General features: G+C 43.7%; 14 protein-coding genes. 3 read left to right on the forward strand and 11 right to left on the reverse strand.

The window, feature by feature from the left end; all coding sequences use genetic code 11:
• Positions 1-184: 184 nt before the first annotated feature.
• Positions 185-529: a hypothetical protein gene (locus tag ABUE36_RS11575; RefSeq protein ID WP_017260983.1), complete on the forward strand. Its 345-nt coding sequence runs from the start codon at positions 185-187 to the stop codon at positions 527-529.
• A gap of 80 nt (positions 530-609) precedes the next feature.
• Here the strand turns inward: ABUE36_RS11575 and ABUE36_RS11580 are convergent, their stop codons facing one another.
• The 4 genes from ABUE36_RS11580 to ABUE36_RS11595 all read right to left on the reverse strand — a co-directional run bounded on the left by ABUE36_RS11580 (position 610) and on the right by ABUE36_RS11595 (position 5,544).
• Complete coding sequence (locus ABUE36_RS11580) at positions 610-1,506, reverse strand: cation diffusion facilitator family transporter (RefSeq protein WP_017260982.1); 897 nt, start codon at positions 1,504-1,506, stop codon at positions 610-612.
• Between the two features lie 139 nt (positions 1,507-1,645).
• Positions 1,646-2,620, reverse strand: a complete 975-nt coding sequence (locus ABUE36_RS11585) for a beta-galactosidase small subunit (protein WP_161001768.1) — start codon at positions 2,618-2,620, stop codon at positions 1,646-1,648.
• Positions 2,601-4,493: a glycoside hydrolase family 2 TIM barrel-domain containing protein gene (locus ABUE36_RS11590; RefSeq protein ID WP_161001769.1), complete on the reverse strand. Its 1,893-nt coding sequence runs from the start codon at positions 4,491-4,493 to the stop codon at positions 2,601-2,603. The genes ABUE36_RS11585 and ABUE36_RS11590 overlap by 20 nt, the downstream gene beginning before the upstream one ends.
• Before the next feature lie 595 nt (positions 4,494-5,088).
• Positions 5,089-5,544, reverse strand: coding sequence for a MerR family transcriptional regulator (locus tag ABUE36_RS11595; RefSeq protein WP_161001770.1), 456 nt, complete (start codon positions 5,542-5,544; stop codon positions 5,089-5,091).
• A gap of 186 nt (positions 5,545-5,730) precedes the next feature.
• Here ABUE36_RS11595 and ABUE36_RS11600 point away from each other — a divergent pair, with 186 nt between their 5' ends.
• Positions 5,731-7,239: an MDR family MFS transporter gene (locus ABUE36_RS11600; RefSeq protein WP_161001771.1), complete on the forward strand. Its 1,509-nt coding sequence runs from the start codon at positions 5,731-5,733 to the stop codon at positions 7,237-7,239.
• A complete protein-coding gene (locus ABUE36_RS11605; RefSeq protein ID WP_161001772.1) occupies positions 7,239-7,982 on the forward strand; it encodes a DUF4811 domain-containing protein in 744 nt (247 codons plus the stop codon). Before ABUE36_RS11600 ends, ABUE36_RS11605 begins: the two co-directional genes overlap by 1 nt.
• 111 nt (positions 7,983-8,093) lie before the next feature.
• Here the strand turns inward: ABUE36_RS11605 and tkt are convergent, their stop codons facing one another.
• The 7 genes from tkt to ABUE36_RS11640 all read right to left on the reverse strand — a co-directional run bounded on the left by tkt (position 8,094) and on the right by ABUE36_RS11640 (position 16,603).
• A complete protein-coding gene (gene tkt / locus ABUE36_RS11610) occupies positions 8,094-10,127 on the reverse strand; it encodes a transketolase (protein ID WP_421016773.1) in 2,034 nt (677 codons plus the stop codon).
• Positions 10,128-10,875: 748 nt separating this feature from the next.
• Positions 10,876-11,613, reverse strand: coding sequence for an IS21-like element helper ATPase IstB (gene istB / locus ABUE36_RS11615; RefSeq protein WP_014386885.1), 738 nt, complete (start codon positions 11,611-11,613; stop codon positions 10,876-10,878).
• A 9-nt stretch (positions 11,614-11,622) separates the two neighbouring features.
• On the reverse strand, positions 11,623-12,846 hold the full coding sequence (istA, locus tag ABUE36_RS11620; protein WP_003555353.1) for an IS21 family transposase: 1,224 nt from the start codon (positions 12,844-12,846) through the stop codon (positions 11,623-11,625).
• A gap of 99 nt (positions 12,847-12,945) precedes the next feature.
• Positions 12,946-14,040, reverse strand: a complete 1,095-nt coding sequence (locus tag ABUE36_RS11625; protein WP_421016774.1) for an APC family permease — start codon at positions 14,038-14,040, stop codon at positions 12,946-12,948.
• A 251-nt stretch (positions 14,041-14,291) separates the two neighbouring features.
• Positions 14,292-14,927 (reverse strand): LysM peptidoglycan-binding domain-containing protein, encoded by a 636-nt coding sequence (locus tag ABUE36_RS11630; RefSeq protein ID WP_161001775.1) that lies wholly within the window; start codon positions 14,925-14,927, stop codon positions 14,292-14,294.
• Positions 14,928-15,214: 287 nt separating this feature from the next.
• Complete coding sequence (locus ABUE36_RS11635; protein WP_421016775.1) at positions 15,215-15,625, reverse strand: hypothetical protein; 411 nt, start codon at positions 15,623-15,625, stop codon at positions 15,215-15,217.
• Positions 15,626-15,673: 48 nt separating this feature from the next.
• Entirely contained in the window at positions 15,674-16,603 is a 930-nt protein-coding gene (locus tag ABUE36_RS11640; RefSeq protein ID WP_096109805.1) for an IS30-like element ISLpl1 family transposase, read from the reverse strand.
• Between the last annotated feature and the right edge of the window lie 13 nt (positions 16,604-16,616).

Consider the following 16,616-nt stretch of genomic DNA (forward strand, 5'->3'; position numbering starts at 1 on the left):
AGTACAGTTGTCATTGTATCATATAGACTGCTTTCTTTACCATATTTTATAAACAGAAACACAAAATAACCGGCAACTTTTTTTGTGCAAAGTCAGTCTATCCCCTGTCCCCAACCCTCTCAGCATCGGCTTGGCACCAAAAGTGCTAGAATAGTTAGTGAACAAACATATGGAGGCTCTCAACATGGCAGAAAACTTAGTCCCTGTTGACGAACTCGATGAATCCGCACAAACAACGGCCCTAACCGATTTCGCCAACTTTTACATCACGCTTTGGCGGCGGAACAACTTGGAATTGATTACACAATACGACCAACAACACGGGTATATTCAGGACATCAACCGTGAATTAGCAACAAACCGTTCTTTTACACCGGAACGTGAACGCGATACCAGTATTCAATTCAGCAAGAACGATTATATTCGTTTACTTGATGAAATCGGCGTCAAATTTCATTCGACCGGTAATCCGGAAACTGACTGGTCAACGTGGTACGATCAGCACTTTGCAGCATTATCTAAATCATAATCCACATTCTTAACAGACAATGAATGGCTCATTTCACGACAAAACATAGTGAAATGAGCCATTGCTGTATCTAAATTTATTTACACTTTATCCTTGTTAACAAACAGCGCGTCAGTCTCACCGTGGTGAACTTCAGGCTGAATGGTTACGTGACAAATGTGATACCGCTCCGTCAACATACTGGAAATCTGAGCAACGGTCTTTTCCACCTCACTCAGTTTGACATCCTTCATGTTGACGTGTGCTGAAAAGACAATTTTATTTTCATCAATGAGCCAAGCGTGAATATGGTGAACACGTAGCACACCCGGGATTTCAACAATATCTGCAGCGATTTGATCATAATCTAATTTTGGTGCAGTCTGCATCAAAATTTGCACTGTTTCGTGAATCACCGGCCAAGTTTCATAAATAATGTAAAACGACACCAACAGCGTTAGTAGCGGATCAACCCACGTAATGTCAAAGAGCACAATTAAAATTCCGCCGATGATAACGGCAACAGACGATAACGCGTCTGCCAGGACGTGTAAATATGTCGCTTTAATATTCAAGCTATCCTTTGAGCCATGGTGCATCAACACCGCTGACAACAAATTAGCCGCTAACCCGATAACGGCAACAATCAACATAATGTCGCCATTAATCGGTTCTGGCTTGGCAAAACGCCGTGCGGCTTCAACCATCAGCACAATTGAAACACCAATCAGAAATAGCCCATTGACGAACGCGGCCAAAATTTCTGCACGGCGGTAACCAAAAGTTCGCTGCCGATTTTGTGGCTTGCCGCTAATTCGTTGAGCAACATATCCCAATACGATTGACAGTGAATCCCCGAGGTTATGAAACGCGTCTGACAATAAGGCCAGTGAGCCTGATAGCAATCCCCCAACAATTTCTGCCGCGGTAATGAGTAAATTCAGCACAGTTACAAACAAAAATCGCATGCCGGTCATTTGTTCTTCTTGGTGATCCATTTACCCATCCCCGTTTCTTTCGCATTCTTGTGGTAGTCGTTTACTCGTTTAAACCGTCTTGTTAACTGAAAAACATTTAGTCATATTATCGCACATCAGGGATAGAAGGGCTACCTGCCCTTAGTCTTGATGGCATTCACTAATCTGACACATGATTTCCAGGATGAATTTGCACTGTAAACGTTCGATCAACGTCAGCGAACAAACGATATGGTGGCTGGACATCTGCTCCCCAGCTATCAATGCCCCCAACGCCACGAACCGCTCCATAAATTGACAAAACGGTCCGTCTTGCCAATGGCAGTTCTTCGACGTGTGTTGCGGCTTCAAGTTCCATTGCAGTATACGGTAAACAACTGAAAGCAAACGGTTGATCAGCCATCTCGACACTGAAAGAAAATGGCTGTGCGTCAACGTCCGCATTGTTCAAAGTTCGCTGCCGGGTTACGGTTAGCCATCGTGTTTGCATATGCATGCCCATTTCCTGAGGCACTAGGTAAGGTGTCACTGGTAAGCCAGCCACATAATACTGGCCCCGGCTACCGCCAGCCATGCGGTCTGGGTAAGTTTCCCCGGACAAACCGTCATATTCAAATCCAGTAGCGACAGTCGGCATGATTAATTGAACGCCGAAAGCGGGCAGCTCAGGAAGTGCCTCGTTCCCCTGCAAATGACTCGTGAGTGTCACCATTCCATTGGCAACGATTTGATAATGCATTGTTACTTTTGTTGCTGGCGTTGTGGCTGTTTGAAAATCAAACATAATGTCAACCTGATCGGCCGTTTCATCATTTGAATATTGATTATTTTGAGGTGCAATGGGTAGCCCCAAGTCCTTGCCATCCACTTGTACATCAATATTCTGACATCGTGTGAAGCAATCCGCACCTAGCCACATTGCGGATTCTTCCGAAAAATGATTGCCCCGGTCATTGTCTGTTGTTGCTCGCCAAAAAATGGGCCGAATTGGCCGATATAACCACTCCTTACCGTGACTAACGATTGATTCCAACCCGCCTTTTTCATAACTAAACAAATAATGGACATCATCCGTTGCCACACCTAGTGTGCCATCTCCAAAAATCACGTGAAGCTTAGTTGTCGTATTGGCCATAGTAATAGCGCACCTCCTGCATTGCTGGCTTTGCCTGTCTGTTTGCAAACATTAATCCGTCCCCAGAAAATTCACCATCCGTATGACGATCATCAAAATCGCCACCATAGCGCAATACCTGTCGGCCGGTAACCTCATCCGTAACCCATAGTGCCTGGTCAATGAAGTCCCAAATAAACCCACCTTGATAGGACGGAAAGTCATCTAGTAACGCCATGTATTCACCCAAACCGCCTAGCGAATTGCCCATGTCATGCATATACTCACAATCTAAAAATGGCTTCATTGGCTGATTGCTTAAATACGTGCGAATTTCAGCTGGCGAAGCGTACATTCGGCTCTCCACATCAGAAATACTGGTTTCATATTTACGATTGCGGACAACACCTTCGTAATGCGTCAACCTTGAGGAATCCATTGTCTTGTAATAGGTGTTCATCGCTTCAATATCATCACCGGCGTATGATTCATTACCAAGCGACCAGAATAAGATGGCCGGATGATTCTTAAACGTTTCGTAGTTGCTACGTGCCCGATCTAAGACTGCTTCGCGCCATTGTGGCAACGATCCTGGCACATTGTCCGAAGGCTCAACAGCCCCCATCTTTTGCCATGTTCCGTGAGTTTCCAGGTTATTTTCAGCCATCATGTACACACCAGCCTGATCACACATGTAGTACCACGGAATTTGATCCGGATAATGACAGGTACGGACAGCGTTAATATGGTTTTCAGCAAACGTTTGTAAATCCGCCTTCATGTCAGCCATTGAGACGGTTCGGCCAGTAGTGGCATCCCATTCATGACGGTTGACACCGTTAATAATCAGTCGTTTGCCATTCAGATAGATAACTTGGTTACGCAATTCCAGCCGTCGAAAACCGATATCATAAGGAACCACTTCAATCGGGTTGCTATCCTCATCTGTAATTGTCACAGTCAAGTGATACAAATCCGGATTGTGATGCGTCCACAACATAACGTTCTCAAACGGCAGGTGACCAAAACTAATTTGTTTTGCCACTGACCGCTTTTCATCCACAATCAGCTTGTCCGCCTTATCAAACACCGTTAAGTGGACCCGCGCCTTACTTTCCACGTCCCCAGTCAGTTTCAGGGTCACATTAAGTTCACCACTGTCTAAATTCTCATTAACCACTGGTCGAATGTGCATATCAGCAATGTGAACAGTTGGCAATCCGACTAGCCTAACACTGCGAAAAATGCCGGAAAAACGGAACATATCTTGGTCTTCCAAAAACGATGCCGTACTTCGTTTGAACACTTCCACCGCAAGCACGTTATCACCGTCGACCAAGGCATCGGTCAAATCAAATTCTGAACGTGAAAAACTATCTTCGGCATATCCGAGAAAATGACCGTTGAGCCAAACATACATAGCTTCTTCCACGCCGTCAAATTGAACGATCACCCGTTGATTCGTCAGGCCGGGAGCCAAATGAAAATGCCGAATGTATGCACCAACTGAGTTGTCCGGTGCCTCGCTAAACATACCCTCGCCTGTCTGATCAGGTCCCATTGTGTAAGCTGGTCGACGATAAATTTTACCTTCCCATGGGTACAAGGTATTGATGTATTGAATCTGCGCATAATTACTCAATTCAATATGTCCCGGCACATGAATCGTCCCAAAATCACTGGTGTCGTAGTTGGGTTCATAAAAGCCAACGGGTCGATGTTGTGGACGGTCTGCGAACTTAAACTGCCACTGACCGTCCAAGCTTTGTGCGAAACTGCTGCTCTTTGAACGCGCCTCATCGGCGTCACGATACCAATAGTGATCACTGTGGGCGGGTAATTGTCCGACACGAAAAACTTGTGGATCGTCCAACCATTTAATGTCTGCCTGCATGTTTATCCTCCTGTGATAGCGTTTTCATAATAATGTTTATTTTACCGCATTTATTCAAACGGGGGAAATCTGTGTTGTTTTGTTCACCCTTGCTATATTGTCACAAACGCGCTTCCACCCCCAAGATGTTTGGGCTATATACCCAAACATGCTGCTGACGCTCAGAAGTCTGTGCATAACCCAAAACGACGGGTGCAAAGGAAAATTTACCTTCACACTCGTCGTTTACGTTATAGTTCAACTGGTCCCGGGCTTCATTCACTCTAAATAAAAAGCACTCCAGATCCCCTAAACTGGAGTGCCCGTGATGAGCAGTTGATTACACCATGAAAAACTTGGGTTGATTTTCATGAAACACATTGTTTTAAATACGATCACTAACCATCCCGAAAGGATGATTCTCGAGCGCATAATGCGCAGTTTAGCGAACCTTTTTAATCAAAAAAGTTTTCCAAAAAACACTCACAACATGAAGCAGTGACCCAGCCGTAAAGATCGGTCACCTCTTAGGGATTTTTGGGTAATCAACCATTCGCCTCACCACAAACACAGCTTAGCATGACTAGGAGCAGGCAACAAGCAAAGTCCCCTAGATTCAAGCTTTTTTCTGGAGTTCGAACCGAGTCTTACCGTCACGCAAACGCGCTACAAGTTCATATCGTGGATCTGGATCAAACAAGCCTAAGCTGACAATTTGGCTACCATCCTCGTCCGTACCGACCCCTTCTAGTCGGTTCATCATGACATCTTTTAACAAATGAATAACTTCGCGGTGCTTTTGCATCCGTTTGGTAGCAGCGACCAACGTAAAGCCCTCATCCATATACGCCTTGATCGCACGAACCTTAAACGCAGTATCGTACGTATACTTACGATTGCCTTCCTCCTGATTGACGACGTGAATATACCCTTTATCCGTCCAGTAACGTAGCTGCGCGGTTGAAACATCCGTCGCTCGAGATAAATCACCGACACCAATCAATATATCATCACTCTTAATAATGCTTCTTAACCATTCGGGCGAGCCCTCGGTTTGGGGTGTTCTTTCCATATAATTAAACCTCTTATTTCTTGAAACCGTTATCATAAAATCTGACGTCAATATTATATTTACTGGAACAATTATATATTTTAAAATAACTTTGTCAACTTACTTGACATGATTATCTGAAAGCATTATATTAACTCTCGTACTTTTTTAAGCAAACTAATTAATCAAATGAAAGAAGGACCTCTCATGTCAGAAGCTGTCGACACAAATGGCAAACCTTATAACCGCGGACTGATGGTTATGGTTTTGCTGATTGGTACGTTCTGTACCGTTTTGAACCAGACGATTTTGACGACCGCTTTCCCTACATTAATGAAAGCCTTCGATATTTCCACCTCTACGGTTCAATGGTTAACCACTGGATTTTTAATGGTTAACGGGATCATGATTCCTATTTCTGCCTACTTGTCTAACCGATTCAATTCAAAATGGCTCTATATTGGTGCCATGACGATTTTTGAAATTGGCACGATCATGGCCTACATCGCACCTAATTACGGCACCTTACTTGCTGGACGTTTAGTTCAGGCGATTGGTGTTGGGGTTACCATGCCATTATTGCAAACATTAATGTTGACGATCTTCCCAGCCAGTTCTCGTGGTGCTGCCATGGGGCTAGCCGGTATTGTTATCGGTGTTGCACCTGCTATTGGACCAACACTCTCTGGGTGGGTCATTGATAAGTTCCAGTGGCGTGATTTGTTTGGCATGATCATTCCAATCGTCGCTCTAGTTATCATCTTAGCGTTCTTCTTTATGAAGTCCGTTATTGAAACCTCTAAGCCAAAACTTGATTGGCTTTCGGCTAGTTTATCTACCATTGGTTTTGGTTCCTTGCTTTACGGATTCTCCTCCGTCGGTGACGATGGCTGGACATCCACTAAGGTGCTGTCCTTCCTCGCAGTCGGTGTTGTTGTCATTGCACTATTCATTTGGCGTCAACTCACTATGAAGAACCCATTCTTACAATTACGTGTTTTCAAATCCTTTGAATTCACCATTGCCGCAGTTTTGAGTTCCGTTGTTACAATTGCGATGACTGGTGTTGAACTGGTTCTGCCACTTTACCTGCAAATTGTTCACGGTATGAGTGCCTTCCATTCTGGATTAACACTACTGCCTGGGGCCTTAATGATGGCTGTCATGAGTCCAATTACTGGTCAAACATTTGACCGGATCGGTGCTCGGCGGATGGCTGTTGCTGGGATGTTCCTCTTAACGGCCGGCACTTTACCATTTGTTATGATTACCAAGAGCACACCTGTCATTTATGTTACCTTCTTATATGCCGTGCGGATGTTTGGGATTTCAATGGTTATGATGCCTGTAACAACGGCCGGTATGAACGCCCTGTCCTTTGACATGATTTCCCACGGGACTGCCGTTAATAACACAACACGTCAGGTTGCCACTTCAATTGGTTCAGCGATCTTAGTTTCCGTTTTATCAAACGTTACAAAGAACGCTATGCCAGCACATCACGTGTTGACACAAACGCCATTAGCATATAAAGTTCGTGCCATCAATGCCACAATGAGTGGTTATCATGCAACATTCTGGGTTGCTGTCGGCTTCTGTATCGTTGGTTTCCTGTTAGCCTTCTTCTTAAAGGGTGCTAATCACTCTAATGCTACCGTTACCAGTGACGATCTAAAAGATGCTTCAGAACCCGCTAATAATGGAGGTGAAGCCTAATGATTCTAGCTACACTTGTCATTGGTGCCATTGCCCTGTTCATTTGTTTCGTCTACATTAATAACCGGACTTGGCAAATCATCGGTACCTTACTATCAATCATCGTGCTATGTGGCTCACTCTTTATGATCACAGCCAACGACCACAGTCACTTTGGGATGCACAAAGTCACCACAACGACGACTAAGCAGATTTATTCCGCTAGTGGCAGTAGCGCTAACGGTGTCAATATGGTGCTCTACCAAAACGTTGGGACTAAAGGCACTGAAAACGTTCAAATTTATGCGACCAAGGCTAACCAAAAGAAGCCTGGTCACACACAGGCCGATGAATTCACCACTAATACAATTAAAAAAGCTAGCGGTAATAAGGCAACGTTAAAAACATCAGAAACACGTTGGGAATATAAGAGCCACACTGCTAAAGTTTGGTTCGGTATTGCCAAGGAAGACCATAAACTGACAAAACGGACAAATACATTCTATCTGCCAAGTTCATGGTTGCATCTCTCAACTAGCCAAGCAAAGAAGTTGCAAGGCCAGATGGCGAAGATGCAAACACCTCAGGCCAAGGCTCAAATGAAACAACAAGCTGAAGCCTACGTTAAAGCAAAGATGCAAGCGGCCGTTACTAAGGATCCAAAGCTTGCAACGGATCAAGCAGCTCAAGCAAAACTGACTAAACAATATGCGGCTGAATTTCAATCTCAGTTGATTAAAAAAGCAGTAGCATCAGTTAAGTAATTTTTGAGAGCAAGTAACTAATATGTATCTAAAACGACTCACGTCCAAACGGGCGTGAGTCGTTTTAGTCGTCATTCTTAAAGCAGGATGAGCTTTGAACAACCACTTATATTATCGTGCGGAAACGTTCTCGTTAAGTGTATGCAACCGTGTATTAATTAGGCTGGCATACGTATCAACGACCGTTTCAGGCGTGAAACCAAAGTGCTTAATAATTTCACTCCCCTTACCGCTTAGACCAAAGGTATCGATACCAATTACCTTACCGTCTAAACCGACATATTTACCCCAGTCACTCGTGCTCCCCATTTCAATAGACACCCGATTACGGACATCACGCGGCAACACTTCGTCCTTATAGTCCTGCGGTTGAGCATCAAACAAATCCATACTTGGCATTGAGACCACAGATACGTCCTCGCCACGTTCCCACAGCTTTTGCTGTGCAGTCAAGGCCAATTGAACCTCTGAACCGCTAGCAATTAAAATACCATCTGGTTTGAGACCCTTTTGTGCGGAAATAACGTAAGCCCCCCGACTCACACCTTCCGGATGCGCCTTAGCACCAGTCAAGACTGGTAATGTTTGTCGTGTCATAATTAGCACAGTTGGGTGATCATGCGCCCCCATCGCCTGTTGCCAGGCCGCAATTGTTTCGTTTGCATCAGCTGGACGAATAACAGATAGCCCTGGCATGGCCCTCATGCTGGCAAGTTGTTCAATCGGTTCATGAGTTGGACCGTCCTCGCCAACCGCCACGGAGTCATGGGTGAACACATACGTAACGGGTAGCTTCTGTAAGGCAGCCAACCGCATGGCACCACGCATATAATCTGAAAAGACCATAAACGTACTGCCGTATACACGTGAACCACCATGCAAGGCAATTCCGTTCATCGCACAACCTTCAGCGAACTCACGGACGCCAAACCACAGATTTCGGTTGACTGCGCTGTCCACGTCAAAACGCCCATTATCCTTAATATTCGTTTTGTTTGAAGAAAACAGGTCGGCTGAACCACCCCATAGTGAGTGTTCCCGTTTACTCAACGTTTGCAAAACCTTGGCACTAGTCAATCGAGTCGCTTCGGCATCACCAAGCTCATACTGGTCAGTTAAATCACTTAAGTCCACGCTCTTCATTTGACGAACATCGTCGGCAAAGTAAGCTGCAAGCTCAGGATACTGAGTCGCATAACTTTCCATCATGTGATTCCAGTCTTCTTCTGCTTTATGTCCGCGACGTTGAATCGTCCGGTAAAAACGATCATACACTTCGCCAGGAACATAGAACGGTGCATAAGGCCATTGATAATTTTCCTTGGCAACACGCAAATCTGCCGCGCTTAATGGCGCACCGTGAACTGCATGGGTGCCTTGCTTTGGTGCACCATAGCCAATCGTCGTTTTGACCTCAATAATTGTTGGCTTGGTTTGATCCATCTGCGCCGTTTTAATCGCCTTGTCGATGCTGTTCAAATCATTACCATCATCAACCCGCCGATAGGACCAGCCATAACTTTCAAACCGTTTCTGAATATTCTCGGCAAAAGCGTTGCTCAGTGGGCCATCCAAAGACACGTCGTTAGAATCATAGAGTACAATCAGTTTGCCTAATTTTAAGCGACCAGCTAGACTAGCTGCTTCATGGGAAATGCCTTCCATGAGATCACCGTCACCAACGAGCGTATATGTATAGTGATCAACAACTTTAAACCCAGGACGATTATACATTGCGCCTAAGTGCCGCTCTGCCATCGCCATCCCAACGGACATTCCTAAGCCTTGGCCTAATGGTCCAGTTGTTGCCTCAACGCCGTCAGTCCAACCATATTCTGGGTGCCCTGGTGTCTTGCTACCCATTTGACGAAAATGCTTAAGATCTGTGATGGAAACTTGATAACCACTCAAATGCAGCAGACTGTATAGCATCGCTGATCCATGACCAGCTGATAGCACAAAGCGATCACGGTTAAACCAATGTGAATCTTTAGGGTTAACCGTCATATTTCGAGTCCACAGCGCGTAAGCCATCGGAGCTGCGCCCATCGGCAAACCAGGATGGCCAGATTGTGCCTTATCGATTGCATCCAAGCTTAATGTCCGTACACTATTTACTGCTAATTGGTCGATTGAATCAAACATATTTATCATCCTTTTTCATAACCATTTAATAGACACGTCTGTTTTTCTTTCTTTGGTCTATGTTTGTCACAATACCGATTTCAATTTTAAACGGCAAGAATAAAATGATGATAAAAGTGGCATTTTGATTAAAATACGATTAATTAGCGTCTCTGAAATCATTGAATATTTCAGCAATAGAAAGGAGTCAAACGATTGGTCTAGATTTTGACATTCGTTTGCATTTTTTAATTATTTTATTGTATTACGACTTCATAAAGTTGCTTAAATTAGTCCTTTTATATAAATTGGTATAGCTGATATGGCCGGACGTTTTCAGCTTCTATACCTTTGCTTTCATTTTTGGACCTATTTTTGAACAATTCCTTTCATACGAAATAAAAAGCATCCTCCAATTCGAAGGATGCTTTTTGGTACCTAAAGTAAATGCATACAAGTGTATCTCTGTAACCTAATAATCACTATAACTTCTGATTTTTATTTTTTTGCTGCGCCTCAATTTCTTGGCGATTCTTCTTCGTCAAGAAATAAAACGGAACAGCGACTAATAACGCACCAAGACCCCAAAATAGGTTAATCGGTTTGGCCTGTGCTAGTAACCAGCATGAAACCAAAATTGCAATTACCGGAATCACTGGACCAAATGGTACTTTAAAAGAACGTGGTTGATCTGGTCGGGTCCTCCTGAATGTCAAGGGCAGTTTAAAAATGTAGGTTTTCGGCAGAAAGAAATGTAGGTTTTCGGCAGTTACTTGAGGCCACGTAATCGGTAAGATTTACCAGTGATCTTCACTACGTGAACATGATGAACCAAGCGATCGAGAATGGCTGCTGTCACAGTTGGGTTCTGGAAAATATCAACCCAAGCGGATAGATCACTATTGCTGGTAATGATCGTTGAATGCTTTTCATAGCGGGCATTGACTAGCTGAAATAAGAGGTTAGCTTCTTGGTGACCAATTGGCAAATACCCAATTTCATCAATAATTAATAGGTCATAGCGCGAATAGCGGCTTAGAGATCGATCAAGCAGTCCTTTTTCGTAAGCTGCTCTCAATCTAATCAACAGCTCATGACAATTAATAAAGAGAACCCGACAGCCCTGTTTACAGGCCTCAATCCCAATACTAATTGCCAAGTGGGTTTTACCGACTCCCGGATTGCCAATAAAGATTAAGTTTTCAGACTTTTCCATAAAAGCCAGATTCTGGAATTCCAGAACCTCTTGGCGATTCATACTGGGTTGAAAGCTAAAATCAAATGTATCTAGGGATTTTGTATTGGGGAACCGAGCACGGCCAATGGCCCGTGCAATCTGACCTTCGTGTCGATTCTGGAGTTCCGAATTAGTTAAATCAATTAGCGCCTCAGTTAATGACAGATTATCAGTGTGAATTTGATCAAGGTAATTCGGCAAGTATTCACGGATTTTGTTTAACCCTAAGCGCTCAAGATTATTTAAAAGAATTTGATTATTAGTGGTCATGGTAGCCTCCTATAAGTTGTCGTAATCAGTCATATGTTCACGAATGTAAGCTGAAATGTCTTCATCTGTCCGCCCTTTAAGCAAATCAGATTTGAGGATATTGAACTGATCTTGGGGGTCATAATTCAGCGAATTGGTAGTTATGGAGTGCGTACGAATTTCTTCTCCGTTATAATAAATGTGAATGCGCTGCTCATCATTGGAGATTTCAACAGCAACCGTACAACCAATGTATCGCGGATCTACTGAGTACTTACATTTGCGGAAATTGATCATGGCCTCCTTCGAAACGACACGGGTAATGTTTTCTTCGAAGTATGGTTCAAGGAGATTAACTGGAACGCGATGAAGGTACTCTTTTTCTTCGTCTAACCATTTCAGGTACGGGACTTCGTCCGTGGCCTGCGAAGTTTCATGATTTAGATCATCTCGGAGCATATGAACTAGTTCGATTAGCTCAGTTCCATCAGCAAATTCAGTATTGTATGGCCGTAAACGTTCAACCGTGCGAGCAAGGGCTTCAACTGCACCTTTAGTTTGTGGTCTGAATGGTCGACAAGCAATTGGTGTGAAACCGGCATCTTTACAGAATTCGTGGAACCGTTCGTTAAAGACAGCGTGGCCAAACTGGGATTTTGTATGATCCACAACGGTTTTCATATTATCAAACCAGATTTCCGTCGGAATACCTCCGGTATGAAGGAAAGCGTCGTGTAAGCAAGAAAAGAGGGTATCTTGGCTCCGATCAAAGGTTAGTGTCATATATTTGAGTTTTGAATAAGGCAATACATACAAGAAAATATTGAATTTAAACAGCTCACCCTCGCTGCTCACTAGGGCCATTTCTTCTTTCCAGTCAACTTGAGCAGAGAGACCAGGGGAATGTTCAATCCGAATGGTAGCTTTCTTAACTCGTTCTCGGCGGGTTTGGCGACAATAATCTTTCACGAGGGTATAGCTGCCGGTAAAGCCCTTCTTCTGGATAAATTTAAAAATTGAAGCAGCCGAACAATTTAGTTCAAGCTTTGAATCGATGGTTTGCTTGAATGGATCCAGTAAACTTGGCCGTTTCGGTCGACCACTTGGTCGGCCCTTAAGTCCAGCTTTGACTTCCTCATAGGCTTTCTTAACGGTTCGATAATCAACATTATATTGCCGGGCAATCTCGGCGAAGTTAGGCTTAATATTTTCAGTCACGTAAATCGTCACTCCTTCTCTTAAATCACGTCTCACATCAAATTCCTCCTACACTCTGATGTGATTCATGATACAAAAAATGTAGGAAAACCAACAGTTCTAACCTGCCGTTTTCCTACATTTTACGGGTGCCTTTTACATCCTGAATACTAAGACAGCAATGATCGTTGGCACATACTGAGCAAACCGTGACACAACAGAAATGGCAGCCAAAGTGCTAAACGTTCCTGTCAGTGCAAGAGGCAACGCTAAAGCAACTGAAATAATCACGGCCACGTACGGCACACCACGACGATTAACACGACCGACAATCTTTGGCATGACGCCATTGTCAGCCATTGCTTGCCCACTACGAGGAACGGTAAAGGACTGGGCAACGGAAATCCCTGTGATGGAAATAATCGTCCCCGCACCGATAATGTACTTCCCGACTGGTCCAATAATCTGAGTTAACGCCTCCTGCATTGGGGCCGTCGTTGTTGCTAGCTTAGTCCCTAAGACTCCGATTGACACCGTTTGAATGAGAAAGTACAACAATGCCACTATTCCCATCACCGTAATGATTGCACGCGGAACATCATGTTGGGGATTTTTCATGTCCTCAGCAGCAATCACAATGGCCTCAAAACCAGTAAAAGCGTAAAACATGACGATGGCTGCCTGACCGAATGAACCCGCAACATAATGACCGTGTGGGAAAAATGGTGTAAAGTTTCCTGCATGAAGGAAGAATAGACCAATGGCAACAAACAGCACTAATGGAATAATCTTCGCAACAGTGACCACATTGTTCAACCATTTTGTCACACTAACACCCAGAATATTGATTACACCCAGTCCGACTAGTAACACCGTAATAATGGTGGCATGCCAAACAGGTTTAGCCAATACAGGCCAAAAAGCGCCCAGAGCTGTCGCCAGCTCAGCGGCCATTGTGGCCCAGGCAATAATACTAATAACCCAAATAATGAAGCCAACTTCATAGCCAACAAAGTCACCAAATGCTGCCTTGGCATAGACGTAAGGTCCGCCATTCTGTTTGAATAAACTGGCATCCTCGGCAAAACACAATGCAATACTAATAACCAAAAACATGTCAAAGACAAACACCAGTAGACTAGCCGGACCAATTAGTTTCATCGCCGTATTAGGCAACAAGAAAATGCCTGATCCGACAATGGCGTTGATCCCGAATAATACAATACTTAAAAAGCCAAAACGACCTTTCATTCACCACTACCTCCTCACGTCAATCAAATAACTATGTAAAAAAGATTAATGCTTATTATAGTACATTCAATACGTATCGGATTGTCCACTTTAATAAACAACACTCTTTTATCAACAACACTAATCAGCTTACGCCCTTCGAGTAGCTGTAAAGCAATGATGAATTTAGGATTTTGGAGCAAAAAAAAATCATCCACTACAAAGTGGATGATTGATTATCAAAAATAATTTTCGGCGTCAGCCGGGGTTGTTTACCACCAACCCTGTGACTGCCAAGCGGCTTGGGCGCCAGCCCATGAACCGTAACGTGAAACTGCGTATTGTGTTGCAACAGCTTCTTGGTGTTGTGGTGATAAGTCACCACCCAATTTGTCTAGGCTCAATTGGTACTTACCGTAGTATTGACCGTTTTGAGCAGTGTATGAACCGCCTGATTCACGAGCAGCAATCCATGCTTGAGCTGATGAGTCACCAGTAGAAGCGGCAGGTGCAGCTGCTTGAGTAGTCTGTGTCGTAGCAGCTTGTTGTGCAGGCTGTGCTTGAACAGTTTGCTGTTGTGCAGGTTGCGCTGCTTGTTGTACTGGAGCAGCTTGTTGTGTCTGTTGAACAGGAGCAGCCTGTTGTGCAGGTTGTGCTGCTTGAGTACTTTGCGTACCGTTAGCACCAGGAATATCTAATGATTGGTCAACAAAGATTAAGTTACCACCGTTTTGTAAGTGGTTAGCGTTAACGATTGCATCAACAGTAGTGTTGTTAGCAGAAGCTAATTTTGAAACAGTGTCACCGCTCTTAACAGTAACAGTGGTGTCGGCATTTGCAACAACAGTACCAATTGAAAGTAACGCACCGGCACTAACAGTAGAAAGCATTAATTGTTTGATCTTCATATAGTAAGTTTCACTCCTAATTTTGTATGGTGAGCTCTTTTTCACTCACGCTGGCTAATAGATAAATCTTACGCGATGATTCGCTTGTGTTGTTTATTAACAACTCAACGATGACTACTATACAGCGCGTAAATAACAGAGAAATACCGTCAGCATTACAAATTTAGGCGTTTTTGTCATAAAACTCGAAATCTGAAATATATTGTAATATTTAAGGATGTTTCTTATTGAGCCATAAAACCGTTTGTTTGCAATCCACTCGTCTCAATTCAACGGACAGTTTGCGCCTAAGCCGTTGTATGTTTGCGGAAAACAAGGTCGGTAAGTCCTAGACAGAGCGCAAGCAGAATCCCCATTAAAACGAAGGTTCCGTCTCCCAGCCAGTCAATAACAAAACCAAAAATAAAATTGCCTAGTGGATGCATGAAGTCTACAGGGATAAACCAAATACCAAACACACGGCCCAAATAAGCCACATCCGTTACATTTTGCACTAGCGTAAACAAACCTACCCCGATTCTTGAGATCAAGAATCCATACAATCCTGTCATCACCAGCAACACTGGATACGGTCGCCAAAACCCTGCAATCAGCATAACGACGGCCAGTAGATAAATGTCACGCTCAATCTGAGGTAACGCACGGGCACTGCGAGCTCTTACCAAACTCAGACCGCCCAGCATGCCACCAATGGCCATTACAGCCATCAAATAACTATAAAGGTGTTCATTAGGTAGATTGCAAATTTAATCCGAATTTTTGGACAAATTGGTCAGCATAACCTGATACGGTGTTTTCCAGTCAAGTATTTTAAGCGGTCTCTGGTTAATTTGGAGTAACGTCGTCGTTAAATCTTGAGCACTAATGTGCTCAAAACGAGTCCCCTTAGGATAAAAATAACGTAAATTCCGATTAAAGCGTTCATTACTACCACGTTCAGCTGGCGTATAAGCATGACAGTAATAGGTCTTAATACCATATTGTGATTCAAATGATACTAGCCCACTAAACTCAGTACCACGGTCCACAGTAAAACTGTGCACCGGTCCATTAAAAGTTGTTAGGAACTTAGTCAGTGCTTCATTAACACTCGCTGTCGTTCGGTCCTTTAACCGATATGCCCAAAGGAACCGTGATTTGCGATCGATTAAAGTTAATAAAACTGCCTTACTATGCCCACGAGGGCCAACGACGGTATCTAGTTCAAAATCACCGATGCGATTACGTTGATTAATCATCATGGGACGCTGTTCAATCGATCGCCCCAAAGATTGATTATATTTGGATCGTTGGTCAACGTTACGCCGTTGGCGTACGCCATGTTCAGGTAGATCATTCAAGGAGAAACCAATTCTCCCCTGATTTAGCCAATTATAAATAGATTTAGTCGCTAGTTTAAATTCGTGAGCAATCATTCCTGGTGACCAGCTTAGATGTAAATGGTTGAGAATTGTTTGCTTTAACTCATCGCTCAGCTTAGTTTTCCGACCACATCGTGATCGCTTGTATTCGGCATCTGTTTGTGCTAATTCAGCCTGATAAGGTTGACATCGAGATAATTCATAAGAAATTGTTGACGGTGATCGGTTCAGCCGAACGCCCATTTGGATATTGGACAGCCCTAGTTCACAAAAGGTTTCGATTTTAATTCGTTCGGAATAGGTTATACTAGACAAAAGATCAGCTCCT

Source organism: Furfurilactobacillus cerevisiae (assembly GCF_048961765.1).
Taxonomy (GTDB): domain Bacteria; phylum Bacillota; class Bacilli; order Lactobacillales; family Lactobacillaceae; genus Furfurilactobacillus; species Furfurilactobacillus milii_A.

What these genes read in the sequence shown, in the direction of transcription:
- ABUE36_RS11575 (WP_017260983.1), top strand. Translation starts at nt 185, where the DNA reads ATGGCAGAAAACTTAGTCCCTGTTGACGAACTCGATGAATCCGCACAA.
- ABUE36_RS11580 (WP_017260982.1), bottom strand. Translation starts at nt 1,506, where the DNA reads ATGGATCACCAAGAAGAACAAATGACCGGCATGCGATTTTTGTTTGTA.
- ABUE36_RS11585 (WP_161001768.1), bottom strand. Translation starts at nt 2,620, where the DNA reads ATGGCCAATACGACAACTAAGCTTCACGTGATTTTTGGAGATGGCACA.
- ABUE36_RS11590 (WP_161001769.1), bottom strand. Translation starts at nt 4,493, where the DNA reads ATGCAGGCAGACATTAAATGGTTGGACGATCCACAAGTTTTTCGTGTC.
- ABUE36_RS11595 (WP_161001770.1), bottom strand. Translation starts at nt 5,544, where the DNA reads ATGGAAAGAACACCCCAAACCGAGGGCTCGCCCGAATGGTTAAGAAGC.
- ABUE36_RS11600 (WP_161001771.1), top strand. Translation starts at nt 5,731, where the DNA reads ATGTCAGAAGCTGTCGACACAAATGGCAAACCTTATAACCGCGGACTG.
- ABUE36_RS11605 (WP_161001772.1), top strand. Translation starts at nt 7,239, where the DNA reads ATGATTCTAGCTACACTTGTCATTGGTGCCATTGCCCTGTTCATTTGT.
- tkt (WP_421016773.1), bottom strand. Translation starts at nt 10,127, where the DNA reads ATGTTTGATTCAATCGACCAATTAGCAGTAAATAGTGTACGGACATTA.
- istB (WP_014386885.1), bottom strand. Translation starts at nt 11,613, where the DNA reads ATGACCACTAATAATCAAATTCTTTTAAATAATCTTGAGCGCTTAGGG.
- ABUE36_RS11625 (WP_421016774.1), bottom strand. Translation starts at nt 14,040, where the DNA reads ATGAAAGGTCGTTTTGGCTTTTTAAGTATTGTATTATTCGGGATCAAC.
- ABUE36_RS11630 (WP_161001775.1), bottom strand. Translation starts at nt 14,927, where the DNA reads ATGAAGATCAAACAATTAATGCTTTCTACTGTTAGTGCCGGTGCGTTA.
- ABUE36_RS11635 (WP_421016775.1), bottom strand. Translation starts at nt 15,625, where the DNA reads ATGGCCATTGGTGGCATGCTGGGCGGTCTGAGTTTGGTAAGAGCTCGC.